The sequence below is a fragment of the Sphingobacterium sp. JUb56 genome (assembly GCF_014191365.1).
In the GTDB taxonomy this organism is placed as follows: domain Bacteria; phylum Bacteroidota; class Bacteroidia; order Sphingobacteriales; family Sphingobacteriaceae; genus Sphingobacterium; species Sphingobacterium anhuiense.
Map to the genome: position 1 here is coordinate 3744500 of NZ_JACHWL010000001.1, position 17495 is coordinate 3761994.

At 34.6% G+C, this 17495-nt stretch carries 14 protein-coding genes; 3 read left to right on the forward strand and 11 right to left on the reverse strand.

What is annotated here, in order from left to right:
• Positions 1-114: 114 nt before the first annotated feature.
• Genes FHR29_RS16000 through FHR29_RS16010 form a run of 3 tightly spaced genes read right to left on the reverse strand, consistent with a single transcriptional unit; the run spans position 115 to position 2658 of the window.
• Positions 115-1119, reverse strand: a complete 1005-nt coding sequence (locus FHR29_RS16000) for an MlaD family protein (protein WP_132772207.1) — start codon at positions 1117-1119, stop codon at positions 115-117.
• Between the two features lie 4 nt (positions 1120-1123).
• A complete protein-coding gene (locus tag FHR29_RS16005) occupies positions 1124-1897 on the reverse strand; it encodes an ABC transporter ATP-binding protein (protein WP_021188170.1) in 774 nt (257 codons plus the stop codon).
• Positions 1898-1899: 2 nt separating this feature from the next.
• Positions 1900-2658, reverse strand: a complete 759-nt coding sequence (locus FHR29_RS16010; RefSeq protein ID WP_021188171.1) for an ABC transporter permease — start codon at positions 2656-2658, stop codon at positions 1900-1902.
• A 258-nt stretch (positions 2659-2916) separates the two neighbouring features.
• Between FHR29_RS16010 and FHR29_RS16015 the strand changes: the two genes are divergently transcribed.
• The 3 genes from FHR29_RS16015 (at position 2917) to FHR29_RS16025 (ending at position 6422) form a co-directional block, all read left to right on the forward strand.
• Entirely contained in the window at positions 2917-4407 is a 1491-nt protein-coding gene (locus tag FHR29_RS16015; RefSeq protein ID WP_183915736.1) for a DUF6600 domain-containing protein, read from the forward strand.
• A gap of 148 nt (positions 4408-4555) precedes the next feature.
• Complete coding sequence (gene pncB / locus FHR29_RS16020; RefSeq protein ID WP_183915738.1) at positions 4556-5728, forward strand: nicotinate phosphoribosyltransferase; 1173 nt, start codon at positions 4556-4558, stop codon at positions 5726-5728.
• Positions 5721-6422, forward strand: coding sequence for a bifunctional 2-polyprenyl-6-hydroxyphenol methylase/3-demethylubiquinol 3-O-methyltransferase UbiG (locus FHR29_RS16025; protein WP_183915740.1), 702 nt, complete (start codon positions 5721-5723; stop codon positions 6420-6422). The genes pncB and FHR29_RS16025 overlap by 8 nt, the downstream gene beginning before the upstream one ends.
• A 109-nt stretch (positions 6423-6531) precedes the next feature.
• Here the strand turns inward: FHR29_RS16025 and FHR29_RS16030 are convergent, their stop codons facing one another.
• The 8 genes from FHR29_RS16030 to FHR29_RS16065 form a co-directional block, all read right to left on the reverse strand.
• Positions 6532-7005, reverse strand: coding sequence for a hypothetical protein (locus FHR29_RS16030; protein WP_168128405.1), 474 nt, complete (start codon positions 7003-7005; stop codon positions 6532-6534).
• A gap of 67 nt (positions 7006-7072) precedes the next feature.
• Positions 7073-8671: a SusD/RagB family nutrient-binding outer membrane lipoprotein gene (locus FHR29_RS16035; RefSeq protein ID WP_183915742.1), complete on the reverse strand. Its 1599-nt coding sequence runs from the start codon at positions 8669-8671 to the stop codon at positions 7073-7075.
• Between the two features lie 11 nt (positions 8672-8682).
• Positions 8683-12039: a SusC/RagA family TonB-linked outer membrane protein gene (locus tag FHR29_RS16040; RefSeq protein WP_260292156.1), complete on the reverse strand. Its 3357-nt coding sequence runs from the start codon at positions 12037-12039 to the stop codon at positions 8683-8685.
• A 112-nt stretch (positions 12040-12151) separates the two neighbouring features.
• Positions 12152-13240, reverse strand: coding sequence for a FecR family protein (locus FHR29_RS16045; RefSeq protein WP_183915744.1), 1089 nt, complete (start codon positions 13238-13240; stop codon positions 12152-12154).
• A gap of 115 nt (positions 13241-13355) precedes the next feature.
• A complete protein-coding gene (locus FHR29_RS16050) occupies positions 13356-13913 on the reverse strand; it encodes an RNA polymerase sigma factor (RefSeq protein WP_132844508.1) in 558 nt (185 codons plus the stop codon).
• Between the two features lie 211 nt (positions 13914-14124).
• Positions 14125-15282 (reverse strand): TIGR03364 family FAD-dependent oxidoreductase, encoded by a 1158-nt coding sequence (locus FHR29_RS16055; protein WP_183915746.1) that lies wholly within the window; start codon positions 15280-15282, stop codon positions 14125-14127.
• Between the two features lie 14 nt (positions 15283-15296).
• On the reverse strand, positions 15297-16634 hold the full coding sequence (locus FHR29_RS16060; protein WP_183915748.1) for a DUF5690 family protein: 1338 nt from the start codon (positions 16632-16634) through the stop codon (positions 15297-15299).
• A 181-nt stretch (positions 16635-16815) separates the two neighbouring features.
• On the reverse strand, positions 16816-17397 hold the full coding sequence (locus tag FHR29_RS16065) for a helix-turn-helix domain-containing protein (protein WP_132844511.1): 582 nt from the start codon (positions 17395-17397) through the stop codon (positions 16816-16818).
• Between the last annotated feature and the right edge of the window lie 98 nt (positions 17398-17495).

The following is a 17495-nucleotide window of genomic DNA, read 5'->3' on the forward strand; positions in this document are numbered from 1 at the left end:
AGAGATCTTGCCTATGTATAAATGCAAAGATACACCTAATCAGAATAGCTTAAAAAAGTAAAGGGCGATTTTCGAAGAAAATTGCCCTTTACTTTTTTAAATATATTAAAATTTCTATTTCACTGAATCTTTCAATTCTAATTCAGCTGCCTTTTTTGCTTCCTTGTCTTTCTTCTTAAAGAAACCTCTCAATAAGAAATTACTTTGCAAAGCTTCCATATTTTGATCCAATTTAGCGGTACTGTTATTTAAGTTACGAACAGCCTCTCTAAGCTCATTGCCAACAGCTGGATCATTGATCAATGTACCAATCGCATTATCTTTGCTACTTAATTTACCTGAAGCAGTATTTAAATTTGTCATCAGTGCATTAGCTGTCTGTGAAACACCCTGCAATTGTGCTGCAGAAGCTCTTAAACTAGCAAAAACTGCTGTATCTGTAGTCAGATCGTGAACTAAGCCTTTATTCGAATTTAATTTTTCTGTCAATAGAACAAGGTTAGATGTTGCTTTATTTGTACTGGCCATAACCTGACTGATCGACTGCAAAGACATATGAAGGGAAGATAACATGGCTGTATCTGTCAATAAAGACCCAACTACACCACGCCCTTCAACCAAACCACGTGAAATTTCAACAAAATCTGTTGTAATTTTTGCCAAGTTCTGGTTATTAAGCTGTAGCGTTTCCATCATTGCTTCCATATCTGCGGCTTTCGCAGAACGAAGAAAATCATTAGCTTCAATTGATGGCGCATTTTGAGAACCACCTGAAATCACAATGATTTTATTACCAATAAGACCATCTGATCCTAATTTGGTAATGGCATCTTTACGGATATATTCAGCTGATTTTTCTTCAATGGTCATGACAACCTCTACATCCTGTAAATTTTTAAAGTGAATGTTTTTTATAATCCCCACTTTAACACCTGAAAACCAAACATTACTACCTACTTTTAAGCCTGCAACATCAGGGAAAGACGTAGCAATTTCGAAAGTTTTAGTAAATTTTTTCTGTTGACTCCCCAGTATAAATATACCTGCAATCAGAATAGCTAATCCTATAAATACGAATAATCCAACTATTACTGCTCTCTTATTTTCTACTTTGCTCATTTATTTAAACAATAAAATTATAATCATAAAACGCTTTAACTCGCGCATCATCTGTTTCAAATATTTCCTTAAAAGATCCCTGTCTTTCAAATTTACCATCTAGTAACATCACAATACGATCTCCTACCGATCGAGCACAAGCTAAATCATGTGTGATGATAATGGATGATGTTTTATACCTTTCTTGGACTTCGTTAATAAGACTATTAATATCTAAACAAGTTATTGGATCCAATCCTGCTGTTGGCTCATCGTACATCATGATATCTGGTCGTAAGATTAACGTACGGGCGATACCGATTCTTTTACGCTGTCCACCAGATAATTCAGATGGCATTTGATTGATTGCCTGTGATAGTCCCACACCTTCTAGCACATCTTCCACCTCTTTATTGATTTCAGCACGCGTCAGATTTCTTTTATTACGAATCAATGGAAATTCAAGATTTTCACGTACCGTCATACTATCGTACAAAGCGCTATTTTGAAATGAAAATCCTATACGCAACCGCAGCTTCATCAACTCATGGTTATCCAAATCATTAACAGAATTTCCAAGAACTTCAATACTCCCCACATCAGGCTGTAAAAGTCCTGCAATAAGTTTTATTAATACGGATTTACCAGTACCAGAACGTCCCAAAACCACTAAGTTTTCCCCCCGGTATAAGTCTAAATCAACATTTCTTAATACATGGTTCTCTCCGAATGATTTACTAACACCGCGTATTGTAATGACAGAATCTTGATAATCGATATGTGTTTTTACTTTTTCCATCACTAATTTATTATTGATAAAATTTGTACAATGATAATTTCTTCAATAAAAACTAAAAACATGGAAGCTACAACTGCGGCATTAGCCGCTTTACCAACCCCTTCAGTTCCTTTTGAAGAATAATATCCACAATAACAACTCACTGCACCGATAGTAAAACCAAAAACAATAGCTCTAAAGACCATTGCCCATAAATCCTGATAACCAATTGTTTCGAAGACTTGCGTAAAAAAACTTAAAAAGCTTAGATCATCTTTGGATGCCATGCTTAGGTATCCACCAAGAAGCCCGATTCCTGCAACATAAAAACATAAAATAGGAATACTTATTGTTGTCGCTATAATACGACTTACAATTAAAAATTTAAATGGGTTTGTTCCTGAAACTTCCATCGCATCGATTTGTTCGGTAACATTCATAGAACTCAATTCAGCCCCAACCTGCGAACCAATTTTTCCAGATGCAATCAATGCCGTTACCAATGGGGCTAACGCCCGAACAATAGCAATGGAAATCAATGAAGGTAACATAGAGGTTGCTCCAAACTCTTCCAATGAAGGTCGTGATTGTTTAGAAAAAACAAATCCCACAATAAAACCCGTTAAACTGATTAAGGGTAATGATTTCCATCCAATTTCAAAACATTGACGTATTATTTCCTTAAATTCATAAGGAGGTGTGACAAGTTCTTTCCAGAATCGAATTAAGAATCGATGGATATTTGCGAATTCAGTAAAAAATGATCGAAGTTTATTTAACATTCAAATAAATATTTCCTGTGTACAATATTTTATGACACGATTGAAGGGATAAAGGTACAAAAAATAGGTAATTATTATCAAACCATAATCACTTAGTTTCCTCTTAAGTTTTCTTACAGCCCTAGAAAACAACAAAATAATCTGGAATAAGTTTTGTCTACATAAAAAACAAATCACAGATTAAACCATATGTATATTATAGGTGTCATACCTATAAAATAAAGAACTATTTTTCACGATCGATAAAAAAGAAATATCATGAAAAAAATTAAATATATAAAATTAATCGCATTAGCAGTTTTTAGTATCCTGTTTTTTGCGACGCCTAAATCTTCGTTAGCACAACGTGGATATTCTAATTATAACAGTGGTGTTTCTTTTCAAACATTTTATGATGAACTAGCGCCTTATGGTGACTGGGTAAATGACCGCAATTATGGTTATATGTGGATACCAGATGTAGGTCCCAACTTCCAGCCTTATTCAACCAATGGATACTGGACCATGACCGAATATGGAAATACATGGGTATCAAATTATTCTTGGGGATGGGCACCATTCCATTATGGTAGATGGGAATACAACAACAATTATGGTTGGGCGTGGATCCCAGATTATGAATGGGGACCAGCCTGGGTCAATTGGAGAGAAGGTTCTGGTTATTATGGATGGGCACCTTTAGGAATTAATATTTCGATCAATCTTCCTATGAATTTATGGGTATTTGTTGGGTCGTCTAACATCTATAGCAATAGATTAGATCGTTACTATGTTCACCCTCGTAATTATAATAATTTTTATAATAGAACTACAATTATCAATAATACGATTATCATCAATAATAAAAACTATTATGGTGGTCCAAGAAGATCAGATATTGAAAGAAGTACAGGAAGACGTGTAAGCGTAAGAAGTATTAATAATTCTGATAGACCTGGTGCATCACGTGTAACGCGTAGCAGTGTTGATATCTATCGTCCAAATGTGGATCGTAATTCAAGAACTGATGCAAGACCAAGCCGCGTTGCTGAAGCTTCATCCCGTACACGCAGCAACAATACTTCTTTACAAAATAGAAATGATCGGGTGATATCTACAAGAGATAATATGACCAGTACGAGAGGTAGTCGCGAATTATATATTGACAATAGTGGAAATGCTACTGTTAGATCGAGAGAAAATGGATCAACGGATAGATCAAGAAGTAATAATAGTACAACTGATAGAACAGACGGACGTATAAACAATAATGGTGGTAGCACAAGAAGTAATTCATCTAATACAGATAATGGCTCTTCGAATACCAGAAACACCCGGGAGAGAGTACAATCTATCGATAATAATAATAATAATAATACTTCAGTTCGTACAGAAAGACCTGCAAGAAATACAAATACAGTGGAACAATCTAGAACTGAGCGTCCAGCTAGGGTTCAAACGAGTACAAACAATGAAACTAGAAGTAGCAGAACTGCACCAACTAACACGGAGCGACCAGCTAGAGTACAGGAAACTTCAAACAACGAAACTAGAAGTAGCAGAACTGCGCCTACGAACACAGAAAGACCTGCAAGAGTTCAGTCATCTTCAAACAACGAAAGTAGAAGTAGTAGAACTGCCCCTTCATCCAATACGGAACGACCTGCGAGAGCACAGTCAAATAGTGTGGAAAGAAGTAATAAAAGTACCAATGAAAGAAGCTCAACACAGTCGGGAGCTACCAGAAGCGGCAGTACACGTACAAGATAAGAATTGAAATAATTTTATGAAGAGGTTTAGTAATGATACTAAACCTCTTTTTTATGAATAAGACACAAATTGGATTTTCCGAACAATTACTTTAAATTGATGTTAATTATTAAATTTACATCCTTATTCACTTTATATTAAGAGGCCAATGGCTCAACTAACATCCATACTAGACAACGACTTTTATAAGTTCACGATGCAATATGCTGTTGTCAAGTTATTTCCAAAAGCAAAGGCTCGATACCAATTCATTAATCGCGGTCAACATAAATTTCCGATAGGATTTGATAAAAAACTAAGAGAGGCAATCGATGCGATGGCAAATCTAAAATTGAGCAAAGCTGAAAAAATGTTTTTTGCTCAAAATTGCCCATATATTGACCCTACTTATTTTGACTTCTTACAGGGCTATCGCTATGATCCTGATGAGATCAGTATTATTCAAAATGGCGAAGATTTAGAAGTTAAAATTGAAGGATATTGGTACCGTACCATTCTATGGGAAGTTCCGATCATGGCTTTAATATGTGAACTTTATTACGAAATAACTGAACAGAAGCGTTTAACGAATGAACAGGTTATTGATGATGCTAAAACTAAAATTGAAAAATATAAGAAATTAAATATTACAATCGCAGATTTTGGTACAAGGAGAAGACATTCTTTTCAGGTTCACAAACTTGTCGTAGAAACATTAAAAGAATATGGGGCTGGTACTTTTATCGGAACGAGTAATGTTCTTCTTGCTATGCAATATCAAATTAAACCTATTGGCACACATGCTCATGAATGGTTTATGTTTCATGCAGCCAAGTATGGTTACAAAATGGCAAATTTGCTTGGTCTCGAACATTGGGCCGATGTATACAGAGGTGACTTGGGTATCGCGCTATCTGACACGTATACAACAGAAGTATTCTTTAGACAATTTGACAAAAAACTCACCAAATTATTTGATGGTGTACGACATGACAGCGGAGATCCTATAGAGTTCGCTGAAAAAATCATTTCACATTATGTCAATAAAGGAATTGATCCTTTATCGAAAACCATCATATTTTCGGACGGTTTAGATTATGATAAAGTGGCTCATATTACGCAGTATTGCAAAGGCAAAATTGGACATTCATTTGGAGTGGGTACAAACTTCACTAATGATGTTGGCCTGACACAAATGAATATAGTCATTAAAATGACTGAAACACAACCAGAGGATGATGAATGGACACAGGTAATTAAATTATCAGATGAACCTAAAAAGAACACAGGAGATCCAGCGACCATCAAATTAGCAAAACAAATATTAATGATACATGACTAGAGATATTTACGGCGAAGCCTTAAACGATTATTACATTCATCAAAAAGAGGTAGCGCCTCTACTGTTACACAGTAGTTATGGTGATATTGAAGAAATGCCCGTTGATATATTTTTTCGCGACGAAGATGAGATTCCTGAACTGGAATTTATTGCGCTTTCCCTATGTGATGGACGTGTTTTAGATGTGGGCGCTGGCGTAGGTTGTCACACGTTGTATTTGCAAGACAAAAACTTTGACGTTGAAGCACTTGAAGTATCGAACATCGCCTGTCAGATCATGCAACAGAGAGGGGTTCAAAAAATACATCATAACGATTTTTATCAATTCAAAGATCATAAATATGAGACGCTCTTGTTCTTGATGAATGGAATTGGATTAGCAGGCGATATAGAAGGCTTTAAAAACCTTTTGATTCATGCTGAATCCATATTAACAGATCGTGGACAGCTTATCTTTGATACGTCAAACATCGAGTATCTTTATGAGGAATATAAAATAAAACGACCTGATCACTATTTTGGAGAGATAAATTATCAATATCAATATCAGGGAAATTTTGGAGATAAATTCAAGTGGTTATATCTGGATCAAAAGATGCTCATTAAAATTGCACATGAATTAAACTGGGTAGTACAAATTCTATTTGAAGATGAACACGACCAATATTTAGTTCGTATGGAAAAGAGAAAATAGTGCCCACTTAATGAGATACAACAAAGCCTTTCGGAAATATTGCGAAAGGCTTTGTTTTTTAATAAGTAGGAATTTTAAATACGATTACCAATCTGATAATTAAAATGGGCTATTTAAGCTTGATATAGGTTTCAATTATTATTTGTTTAACACCTAATTCTGGAAGATTTTCTTCACCTTTTTGAATAAGTGTATCTCCTTTTTGAGTTAGCTCAAAATCAAAAGTATTATTTTCCCAGTCGCGCATGCTGCAATACTGTAAATGTTCTTTATATTTATTACCATTTAGTGTATATGTACCTCCTCCCGAGACAAATAATGGTTCTTTTCCTTTCCCTTTCTCTTTATCGTGATTAAAAAAAGAAAAATGATCTCCATTAAACATCTTAAACATCTCTGTTTTTGATGTATCTGTAAAAGCAAGAATCGTGTCTGTTCCTTTTATGGTTTTACTTTCAAGTAAACGATAGGTTCCTGCAATATTTTGTATACTTTCCACAGGTTTATCAGACTTTGGCGCACATGATGAACATGCAGCAACAAATGATAAAATGATTAACTTTTGATTTATTAGGTTTTTCATAAAATGGTTTTTTATTTTAACAGAGATCAAAGTACTTGCATTTGATCTCTGTTAAAGATGCAAGAAATTACTTATCCCACCAAACACGTCCGGTTAATTTATCTCCACCAGTTACTGCATTTGAAGCTGCTTTATAATTTTCTGGATTCTCAGCAGCTTCCATTACCGGATAAGGAAATCTTCTCGGGATAGTTCCTCCTGTTGCATTTCCCGGATAATTACCGATCGAAATTAAAATAGGATATCCTGTTCTTCTCCAATTACTCCAAGTTTCATAAAAATCGAGCATTGTGATAGTATGTGCCCAATATTGGGAATTAATTTGATTAAGTGCATCTCTTGTATTCAAAGGGTTTTTAATAACATACTCTTCTGCCTCTGCTTCAGAAATCCCTAATGTAGAACTATACTGATTTAAATATGTAAGTCCCGCTTTAACTCCATTTTTATAATGCTGTGATGCACTACCGCCAATACTCCATCTCTGAGCTGCCTCGGCCCATAGAAGTTCTGTTTCAGCATATGTTAGAATAAATGTAGGTGCCTCTCTTTTGATCATTTCAGGGTGAGCCGAAGAGTATTCATCCATTTTTGTAAAATTCGGGTCACTTGCAATATTGTATTCTGGTTTAGCACCTAAATCTTTACCATTAGGCATTCCTTTCTGTTTTGCTGGATCAGTAATAAAACTTGCATTTTGATCTTTATTCCCGTCAGATAAATATAATTTAGTAACAGCTATTTTAGCCAGTCTTGGATCATTTGATTTTTTCAAGAAATCGATAAAGGTCTTGGACCATTTAGTATAAAAATGCTCTTGCCCTCCATCACCTAATAACACTTGGCTATTTCTATTTTGAGTGACGCGTGCACCAGAAGTTTCATGTTTTAGATAAGCATTGTCATCATTAGACGTCATGGTCTTATTAATAACTTTATTCGCATATTCTTTTGCTTTATTTTCATCGACCTTAATTAGACGCATTGCTAGACGTAATATAAATGAATTTCCAAACTTCTTCCATTTATTGATATCACCTCTATATATTACATCTCCTACTAAATTTTCATTAGATGCTGTTAATGCATTAGTAGCTTCATCCACTTCCTTTAAAAGATCATTATAAATATCTTGTTGTTTATCATATTTAGGTGTATATATTTTACCATGATAACCTAGACCTGCTTCAGAATAAGGAATATCTCCGTACAAATCAGTCAGTCTTGCAAAAATTAAAGCTTTCCAGATTCTTGCTATCTGATGCAAATTGTTATACTCCGGTTTTCCTTTTGTATTGTATACCAGATCAGCAATATTGCGCACTTGCTCAGAATAAGCGCCGACAGCAGATGTACCCCAATAAGCAGTTGTATATGCTTCATTTAAAATATATTTATCTCCAGCCCAATAACTCACCACTGTAGAAAAACCCTGCATCATTGTAGACGCATAAATTAAATTTGCTCTCCAAGTATCGTAAGCGAAATCGGTACTTCCTGTATAGGTCAACTGTGATGTTGATAGCAAATAATTAGGATTAAAATTCTCATTGGTATATGCATTAGGGTCTGTGTTGATTTTTTCAAAATCTTTTGTACAACTTCCTGCACTTAGCAATAGTGTAACTGCTAAACCCGATATAATTGGTTTAAATATTTTTCTCATTGTAAACTTCATTAAAATTTAACACTTAAATTAGCACCAAACGTCCGTACTGCAGGTACTCCACCTAACTCCAAACCAGGAAATGTTGCATTGTAACTTGATTCAGGATCTATATTATCCGTTTTCTTCATCAGCACAAATAAGTTACGGCCTACAGCACTAACATTAAGTGATTTAATTCTATTATTAAACATTTTAACAGGAAAATTATAACCAATTACAACTTGTCTCAATTTTATAAAATCTGAACTTTGAACAAAGTTTTTTGAAACGTTATTTGCAACATTCGTATAGTAAGCAGCTGCATTTGTCCCTAAAGATTCACGATTATCCAATGTTGCTTTATGTAATCCGTTGATGTATCCATAATAATTAGTTGCTGAAAACAATTTACCGCCCCATTTTCCATCAATCAGGAACGAAACATTTAAATTTTTATAACTGAATTCATTATTCCAGCCTGCAAACCATTTATTCATAGCAGACCCATAGGCTTCCAAATCACCTCGCGCAGGTGATTTCGCATCATCATCCAGTAATACGATATTCCCATTTGCATCGTATTTATTATCAAATGCCATTACCTGATGAATAGATTTACCGACTATTATTGAAGTAAAACCTACTCCTGAACGAGAAGTTGCAATCGTTAATGGATTACTCTCATCAATACCATCCGCTAAAGAAAGTACTTTATTATCATTAAAAGATCCATTTAAAGTTGACACCCATTTAAAGTGATCATTCTTAATAATTGTCGCAGAAAGTAAAGCTTCAAATCCCTGATTTTGCATTTCACCAGCATTTAAAACTGCGGCAGAATATCCTGAAGTAGTTGCCACCTTTACATAAGTAATCTCATTTTTCGATTTTTTATTATACCATGTCAAATCCAAATTTACACGATCATTAAAAAGACGTAATTCTGTACCAATTTCAAGTTCTTTTGCCGTAGATGGTAATAGCGAAGAATTTGGAATGTTAACATTTGAAATAATTCCAAGAGGTTTACCCTGTAAAGACTCGCTCCTTAATCCGTAAGTCAACATGGTTTGAAAAGGATCTGTAGCTTGTCCTACTTGTGCAAAACCTGCTCTTAACTTACCGAAACTTAACCATGATGGTTTTAAATATTCAGAAAAAATAAATGATGTAGAGATCGACGGATATACAGAATTTAATTTATTATCCTTGCCGGGGGAAGCCAAAGTTGAGAACCAATCTGAACGCACACTTCCATTTAAGTAAAGAACGTCTTTGTAAGCAAACTCCATTGTACCATAAACCGACTGCATTTCATTTTGATAATAGCCCAAAGCGATCGATTTATTTAATGCATTACTTATTGTATAAACAAATGGAACGGCAAAATCTACTCCATTATTGGTTGTCTGTTGAGATTCAGTATTACGGTATGCAGCTCCAACATTGGGAGTTATCGAATAATCTCCAAATTGAAATGATTTACCAAGTAATATGTCTGTATTAATGTCAACAAATTTTGTATTCTGTTCACTAATCTTACCAGTAGCGTAATAAGCTGTACCTGTAGGCAATACATTTGTATATTGATCGTTATAGCCATCCCTACCTGCGCGTCCTTGGATAAATAAGCCATTAATAAATGTATATTTTGCGGCTATTGAACTTATTGAGCGATCACGCTTTGTATTATTTTGAAATTCATAAGCGGCAAACCATGGATTAGTAGCATATACATTTCCTGTATTGAACGCAACTTCATTACCATGCTCATCTTTCCACGGTTTTAAGTCATCTACATTGACACTTGTTGGAATAAACATTGCATTAAAATTAGCATTCCCTGCACCATCCGAAAGCATGGGTCTATTTTTCACCTGCTCATAGATTAAATTAACACGAGCGTCAATCGTCAACCTTTTGATCGGTTCAAACATACCTGCCAGATTAAATGACTGCCTATCTAAACCAGAATTAGGAACCACCGATTTATTTTTAACATCAGATGCTGATAAACGGATCGAGCCACCATCGAAACTCTTGTTTAGAGCAAGCGTATTGGTCCAAGTACTACCTGATCTATAAAAACGATCTAAATTTCCCTTTTGTAAGGAATATGGTCTTTCTTTACCATCAAATTGAACAACAGGTGTACCATCTAATTTTGCTCCCCAACTGGAACTACCGACTTGAGCGGCTGCTTTTTGACTATTTGGCTTTACACCACTAGCCCCTTGCCCATAAATTGTTTGCCAATCTGTTTGGTCAATTATTTGTTCTCCAACAAAGTTACTATTGAAATCAATTGAATTACCTTTTCCAGATTTAGTTGTGATCAAAATTACACCTGCTTTAGCACGTGCACCATACAATGCTGAAGCCGCGGCTCCTTTTAATACTGAAATACTTTCAATATCGTCTGGATTTATATTACTAATGGCATCTCCAAGATCTGGAGCATTGTCCCACTGGCTTCCAGAATTACCTTTTGAATTGGTATTTCCAACACCTACAGGTTTATTTTCCATGGGAATACCATTAATAACATATAACGGTTGATTCGTCTGACTTATACTGGAAATACCACGAATCGTTACATTCGTAGCGGCTCCTGCTCCCCCAGAAGTACTGCCGATATCCAAACCAGCAACCTTCCCAACTAAGGCATTTACAACATTATTTTCACGCGCTTGCGTCAACGATTCACCTTGAACCTGAGTAACCGAATAACCTAAAGAACGTTTCTCTTTTTTCATACCTAAGGCAGTTACAACAACTTCATTCAGCATACGATTATCTTCCGTCAAAACGATTTTAATAGAAGTATCATTACCCAGAACCGGCTCCTCTGAGTTATATCCTGCAAATGAAACAACAAGTGTATTTCCCGTCAGTGCATTAATGGAAAACTTACCGTTTAAATCAGTAGCTCTTGCTACTGCGGAACCTTTAACACGAACTGTGGCTCCTACGAGTGGGTTTCCTTTTTCATCTGTTACAACACCATCATAAACTTTATTCTGTTGCTGACTGACAACCACCAAGCCCTCGTTTGAGATACTATATGTAAGACCAGTCTTATTAAATAATTTGGCTAAAATATCCGTAACTCGTCCATTCTCAACCTGCATGGAAACCTCCTTATTCAGATTGTCGTTACTTGAGCCATAGACGAAGTAATAGTCACTTTTTTCTTCAATCATTTTAAGTACTCTGCTCAATTTTGTTTTTTGGACATCAAGCGATACTTTTTGTTGGGAATAAACATTAGCCGAAACATTCATTACGACAAATGCACTCATAATCAAGGTTAGTTTCATCCGTATAATGAATCTAAAATGCACAATGTAGCCATTACGCATTTGCAATAAGCAATTTTTTATCATACTTTAGTATTAGGTTTAAAATTCAATAAAGAGCAGCACGTTTTTCCAGAATTGCTGCTTAAGAATTAATCTTTTTTTCAAGGATGGCGTTGGTCCGCCATCCTATTTTTTTCTAGTAAATGGTTATTTTTCTTCCATATATCTCATAATTAAAAGGTTCTACTTTTTGTAATGCATTTAATACTTGGTTTATATTTTCTTTTGAAAAAGTCGCTGTAAAGCGATAATCTTCAAGATTTCTATTTTTAATCTCTATATCCACATCATACCATCGTTCTAAGGTATGTCGCAATGATTCAAAATCTTGGTCCATGATTTCTAATCGATTATCTTTCCAGGCAATCTCCTTTGAACTAACGGCAGGTTCATCTACTGAAAAATCTTGAATTTTGATTTCCTTAACACTACTTTTTAATACCTCCTTTTTAACAGCGGGGTCTTTTTTAGACTCAATAAATTGATTTTTATATAAGATAATTTTCTGATTAGGCTTGATAATCATGGAGTTCTCATTAATTCCCTTGCTGCGCATCTCAATTAATCCTTCCACTAAAAAAGCTTCAGATGTTCCATCATTAGGATAGGATTTCACATTAAAAGTTGTTCCGAGGACAGAAATATCAAAATCATTAGCATAAACTACAAAGGGCTTCTCTTTATCTTTTTTAACTTCAAAAAAGCCTTCTCCAGTTAGATAGACATGTCGTGCATGATCATTAAAATCCTTATCAAGTTCCAGTTTACTGTCTGAATTTAATGTGATTGTGGTCCCATCTGGCAAATCAAATGTTTTCTTCTCTCCTTTTTTAGTTTGGAATATCTGGGCGGCCACAAATTGATCCAAAGGTTCAATTCTTTTCGAATAAAACTGTGTATACCAGAAGTAAGCCAAGCCGAAAAGTACAAGAGCCGCGGCAATACGAAATAAGTGAGATAGATGCCAGGAAAAAATAGAAAGTTCATTTGTCTCCTCTTTAAGGCGAGCTTTCATTTGCTCCAACCTTTCATTAACAGCAGGTTTGTTGCCTACAAGAACTTGATATAATCTCTTGGCATGCTGAATCGTTTCTAACTGCTCAGGATGATTGACAATATACTGTTCCCAATATTGTTTGCAAGATGTATTTTCTCCAGAACAATACTTTTGGAAAGTATCATCTATTAAAAAGTCTTCAATATTGTTATAATCTTTTTGGCTCATTCTTTAGGTCTTTACTATAGAGTGCATACGATTGCACTTTTTTCCTAAAGAAATTTTAAAATAAAATATAACAAGCTTTAAATCAATCAAATAAAATCATCAATCTATTATAGTTTTAAAGATCTTTTAATTCTTGCCGCAGCACTTTTAAAGCATCATACAAAGTATTGTACGCAGTTTTGACAGTCATTTGAGTGGTTTCTGCTATTTTTTCATAGGAATATCCTTCAAAAAATTTAAGATGAATGAGTTGTTTTTGACGAAAACTTAATTTTTCGAGTGCTTCTCTTAATCGGATCTGAATCCATTCATTTGTTTGTACCTTAATAATAAATTCTTCATAAGGCATTTCTATCCAATCATCTTCTGCTTTAACATGTCGCAAAGCAGTTTGTATTTTATGTTGTTTTTCTAAGAGCCGAAGGATTTTTCTTTTTAAAAATGTAATGAGGTATGCCTGCACATTTTCTACGCGATCAAGGCGATCTCGTTTTTCCCAAATGGTAACGAAAATTTCATCTGTTGCTTCACTCGCCAGATCAGCATCTCCACATGTACGAATACCAAAATTCACCAATTCGTTAAATAATGCGGCATATAAATCAAAAAACGCTTGTTCATCACCATTCCGCACACGTTCCCAAAGCAATCTATAGCCTAACTTATTTTTCATTATAATTGGTTAACTTCTTTTTAATTCCCTAAATGTATCATTTTATAGCTATAAAAGAAAAAATTATCAACTATATCTTTAAAAAGAGTTAATATTATTATTTACCTCATCGAAATCCATATCTGATATCAAGCCAATATTCAACTGGATATATAAAAAAAGCCTAGCAACTAAATGCTAGGCCTCTAAAACTACTCTTTATATTTTGCTTTTATCCACAGATCGCTTCAATGCTTTGCTCGGCATAACCAGCACTGGCTGTCATACCTTTTCCGCCGATTCCGGTACGTACATGAATACGATCACTTACATCCACTTCTAAAATATCATTGTCATGTTGAGCATAAAATCCAGCCCATGAGCTTGCAATCATAGACTGATCCATAGTGATAATACGATTCGCTTCATTCAACATGAGATCATTAATCTTTGAATTAATAGCAAATCCTAATTCATCCAGTTGATTACCTTGTGCATATTCATGTGAATCTCCAACAATGATACTACCATCTATGGCTTGCTTAAATAAGATATGTATTCCCTGTTCACGCAATTCTTTATAGTGTTCAGGCACTTTTATTTGATGGAAAGATGGACAATATTCTTCGAAACTTTCATAACGTCTTGTCGTAAGCCCTGTTAAAATATTTCCTGGTAAATGCAGATCTTTCATCGGCTTTGTACGCATCATCTGAAGTTTACTGATCTTCAAACCACTATCTTCAAATAGTGATCTATAAAGAATTTTGAATTCATATCCATTGCATATGATAACCTTATCCCCCTCGAATAATTGCATATCATTCGTTGTCACTTTAACAAGGTCGGCATTATCCTCACAAGCCATTACAGTTGCATCATATTTTAATGTATACTGCTCAAACTTAGTCTGCATATAAGCATGTAAGCGATGGATCATTAAATCTGGTTCAACACTTACCTCTTGTTTAAAAACAATAGCCTCTTTTACATACGTGTCCTTCATCATAGGATAGGTCTTTAAGATCTGTTCTTTTGACCATAGCTCATGCGCATATCCAACCTGCTTATAATGTGCACTTAATTCATGCAACATCTGTACTTCATCTGCGTCGGATGCAATATAGATACTGCCATTATTGCGAACAGAAATATCCATTTCATTTTGAATGGACTTATAGATTTCTAAACCTCTAACACCATAATCAAACCATTTTCCAGACATCCCTGATGGCACAACCTGTCCAAAATTGCGTACTGTTGAGCTTACCGGATAGTTATCTTTCTCCAATTGTAGAACGCGTAATCCTTTTACCAAAGCATGGTAGGCATGGAAGGTTCCTAAGATTCCTCCTCCCACTACGATTAGATCATATTTACTCAAATTCATTTTATGTATTTTTATTAACTTATTTGAACATCACTACTATTCACACACCAAGGTTTCTCTGCCTCCTGTTCCTGTTTATCCATCGCTTCTTTTTTACGCGCAAAATAATATAAAGATAGTAAGGATAATCCTCCACCGATGATAGATGCGAAAAAAACCAATTGTATGAAATAACTTCCCCACGTCACGGAATTAGGTAATAACTCCTTATTCAGTAAAACTATAAAGCTGCCTAAATATCCGATCGAATCTGCCAAGTACATGACAAAACCTATATTGCTTTTCATTTTGTATGTAGCAATCATCCTTTCAAAAAAGATGGCGTTGTACGGTATATATGCTAAATAAAGACCAAGCCCTACCAGCAACATCCAACTTAATCCATCGATAAGTTGATGGCTAAAAAGATAAGTAGAACCACCTGCTATAAGAAAACCTACTATAATCAACATGTGAATCAATTTAAATGCTTTTAAATTATCTTTCACCACAATCAACAATGCCACCAGTACCAATACAATCAAAGCAATTATACCATCAACTTTTGCAAAAATGCCATTGCCTTTTACATGGAGCATTTCCCAGATTTCAATTTCAAAATTATCTCGAACATCCCTGATAATTGTCAACATGGTATAAATAACAACAGTAAGCAAAATTCCAGGTTTAAACATTTTAAAAAACGCTTTTCGACTTGTACTATCCATCGCTACTCGTTCTGTTCTCAAGGCTTTATCCTGTTCTGTTGGTCCCGGTGCATGCTCTAACAACCAGACACATCCGATAAAAGGTAGTAAGAATAAAAAACCTGTACAAAAGGGCATCCAATATTCATCTATTGGAAAAGTAGCCATTAACCAACGTCCAACTGTTTTAATCAAACCTGAAGCAAAAATCAAACTGACAGCCATAACTGCTCCCATTATTTCTGTATAACGTCTACCTTCCAGATAACTAAAAACCAAACCCCACACCATGCCTAAGGGAAATCCATTCAATAAAAGAAAAATAATATTCCAAGGACGCGGACACCAAGCAAATGCTAACAAACTTAACCAGGAAATACAGATCAATATAATCAGATAGCGTCCACGATTCTTTTGCTTACTTTCTGCAATAAATTTTATTCCATAAAATTTAGAAAACATATACCCGACCATCTGAGTAATAACTAAACAGACTTTATAATTGATTCCCCATACTGAAGCATCATCATAAGATGCGGCAGTAAAAGATTTTCTAAATGAATACATACAGGTATAGCAAAGAAATGCTGTAAGGGCCAATATCATGGCAACAGAGCGTTCATCCAGTTGACTAATACGTTGTTTAAATCTTTGCGTTAATTCCATTATTTAGACATTTGGTAAATGTGATTTTTTTCCACAACCAAAAGTAAACTTCAAAGATTAACACATTACTAAACTTCTGTTAAGTATTTGTAAACAAATATAGAAATTAATTGAATTAAGCCTAAAACAAAAAAAGACTTTCTATGGGAGAAAGTCTATAATATGATCTTAAATGAGTTCACTATTTTTTGTTCTGCTCAAAAAAGTAAACAATTAACATGATTGCTTTATCTTTTCCGATGTTTCGCGGTGTATGCGATAGACGTCCATTAAAGAAAATAGAATCACCCTCATTAAGCACAATAACCTGATCCCTAAATACATACTCAACCTGACCACTCAAAATATACTTATATTCAAAGGCTTCAGTCTCCACCATAGGCCGTTTAGCATCTGGAAGAAGTTCCAATAAGACTATGTCTAAAGTAGAGCTATCAATAGAAGAGGTTAATATTCGCTTATAATGAAATCCAATTGCTTGTTCCTTTTCAAACTCTTCGTAATTTTCTTTCCTTTTGACGATAATAGGCCCCAACGTACTATCGGAATTAAAGTCTTTAAAAAATTCATTTAAATCCACATCAAGTGCATTGATGATATTGATCAAGACAAATAATGAAGGAACCGTTCGATTATTTTCAATCTGAGAAATCAACCCTTTACTGACACCAGCTTTAAGGGCTATTTCTTGAATGGTAACCCCGTTAATCTTTCGGATTTCCTTAATTTTATTACTGATCTTAAATATTGTATTATCTTCCATAATTAACCTCAAAAGTACACAAATAATTACCCTGATGCATATTAAGTTTTTATTATCACAAAAACAATTAATATTATAGCACAAACATAAATTAGTAA

Excerpts from the sequence above, each read along its gene's own strand:
- FHR29_RS16000 (WP_132772207.1), bottom strand. The coding sequence starts at position 1,119 with ATGAGCAAAGTAGAAAATAAGAGAGCAGTAATAGTTGGATTATTCGTA.
- FHR29_RS16005 (WP_021188170.1), bottom strand. The coding sequence starts at position 1,897 with ATGGAAAAAGTAAAAACACATATCGATTATCAAGATTCTGTCATTACA.
- FHR29_RS16010 (WP_021188171.1), bottom strand. The coding sequence starts at position 2,658 with ATGTTAAATAAACTTCGATCATTTTTTACTGAATTCGCAAATATCCAT.
- FHR29_RS16015 (WP_183915736.1), top strand. The coding sequence starts at position 2,917 with ATGAAAAAAATTAAATATATAAAATTAATCGCATTAGCAGTTTTTAGT.
- pncB (WP_183915738.1), top strand. The coding sequence starts at position 4,556 with ATGGCTCAACTAACATCCATACTAGACAACGACTTTTATAAGTTCACG.
- FHR29_RS16025 (WP_183915740.1), top strand. The coding sequence starts at position 5,721 with ATGACTAGAGATATTTACGGCGAAGCCTTAAACGATTATTACATTCAT.
- FHR29_RS16030 (WP_168128405.1), bottom strand. The coding sequence starts at position 7,005 with ATGAAAAACCTAATAAATCAAAAGTTAATCATTTTATCATTTGTTGCT.
- FHR29_RS16035 (WP_183915742.1), bottom strand. The coding sequence starts at position 8,671 with ATGAGAAAAATATTTAAACCAATTATATCGGGTTTAGCAGTTACACTA.
- FHR29_RS16040 (WP_260292156.1), bottom strand. The coding sequence starts at position 12,039 with ATGATAAAAAATTGCTTATTGCAAATGCGTAATGGCTACATTGTGCAT.
- FHR29_RS16045 (WP_183915744.1), bottom strand. The coding sequence starts at position 13,240 with ATGAGCCAAAAAGATTATAACAATATTGAAGACTTTTTAATAGATGAT.
- FHR29_RS16050 (WP_132844508.1), bottom strand. The coding sequence starts at position 13,913 with ATGAAAAATAAGTTAGGCTATAGATTGCTTTGGGAACGTGTGCGGAAT.
- FHR29_RS16055 (WP_183915746.1), bottom strand. The coding sequence starts at position 15,282 with ATGAATTTGAGTAAATATGATCTAATCGTAGTGGGAGGAGGAATCTTA.
- FHR29_RS16060 (WP_183915748.1), bottom strand. The coding sequence starts at position 16,634 with ATGGAATTAACGCAAAGATTTAAACAACGTATTAGTCAACTGGATGAA.
- FHR29_RS16065 (WP_132844511.1), bottom strand. The coding sequence starts at position 17,397 with ATGGAAGATAATACAATATTTAAGATCAGTAATAAAATTAAGGAAATC.